This window comes from Aeromonas simiae (assembly GCF_000820125.1).
Taxonomy (GTDB): Bacteria; Pseudomonadota; Gammaproteobacteria; order Enterobacterales; family Aeromonadaceae; genus Aeromonas; species Aeromonas simiae.
In genome coordinates this window covers 1-844 of record NZ_CDBY01000002.1, presented here as the reverse complement: position 1 = coordinate 844, position 844 = coordinate 1, and the positions used below count along the sequence as shown (strand labels likewise).

The 844-nt window shown below is 63.3% G+C and carries 2 protein-coding genes; both read right to left on the bottom strand.

Annotation, left to right across the window (positions count from 1 at the left end; translation table 11 throughout):
• A partial coding sequence (locus BN1134_RS00145; RefSeq protein WP_042044520.1) for a M48 family metalloprotease occupies positions 1 to 424 on the bottom strand: 424 nt, incomplete at its 3' end.
• A gap of 102 nt (positions 425 to 526) precedes the next feature.
• On the bottom strand, positions 527 to 844 hold a 318-nt coding region (gene bioD, locus BN1134_RS00140), incomplete at its 5' end, for an ATP-dependent dethiobiotin synthetase BioD (RefSeq protein ID WP_042044519.1).

Below are 844 nucleotides of genomic sequence, written 5' to 3'. Positions count from 1 at the left end.
CCAGCACCGCCTCGGCCTCGTCGCGGCTCATGGTGTAGAGCAGGCCGGAGGAGACGGCAACCAGAGAGGCGTTGCGGCTAGCGCCGGTCGCGAAGGCGTTCATCTCGGGGGAGTCGTAGATCCCCACCTCCGGCATCTGGATGCCAGATTCGCGCGCCTGACGGGCAACGGTACTGACCAACCAGTGCTCCATCTCGTTACGGGGCTGCTCGATCACCTGCACCCCGTAGCTGCGCTTGGCCATCCACTTGGACATGAACAGGGAGATAAAGGAGCCGCCAAAACCGAACACGGCACAGAACAGCAGCAGGCCGCTGATGCTCGAGCGGTTGATACCCAGCACGCTGAACAGGATATTGAGTACCACCCCCAGCACCAGCATCACGGCGAGGTTGGTGGCCAGGAACAGTAAGATGCGCTTCATTTTGACTCCTCATTGAGCTACGCAACGTCACAGTACGACGCCATGTTTCATTCACGGCGTCACTATCGCAAAAATCAATGAATAATCGCTGAATAATACCGTCTACCGCAAGAGGCGAACATCGAGCCCATGCGGCGCCGCTTGAGGCCGACTGCCCAGCCAGGGGATCTCCCCAAGCAGCGGCGCCCCCAGCAGGGCCGCCAGGGTGTCGCGGTTATGCTCGTAGAAAGGCATCTCGGGATCGATGCGATTGCAGACCCAACCCGCCAAGGTCAGGCCGGCGGCGCGGATCGCCTCGGCCGTCAGCAGGGCGTGGTTGAGGCAGCCAAGGCGCGCCCCCACCACCAGGATCACCGGCAGCCCGTGCTCGGCCACCCAGTGCGAGAGCAGCCGGCCGCCCCCGATGGGCAGGTGCCAGCC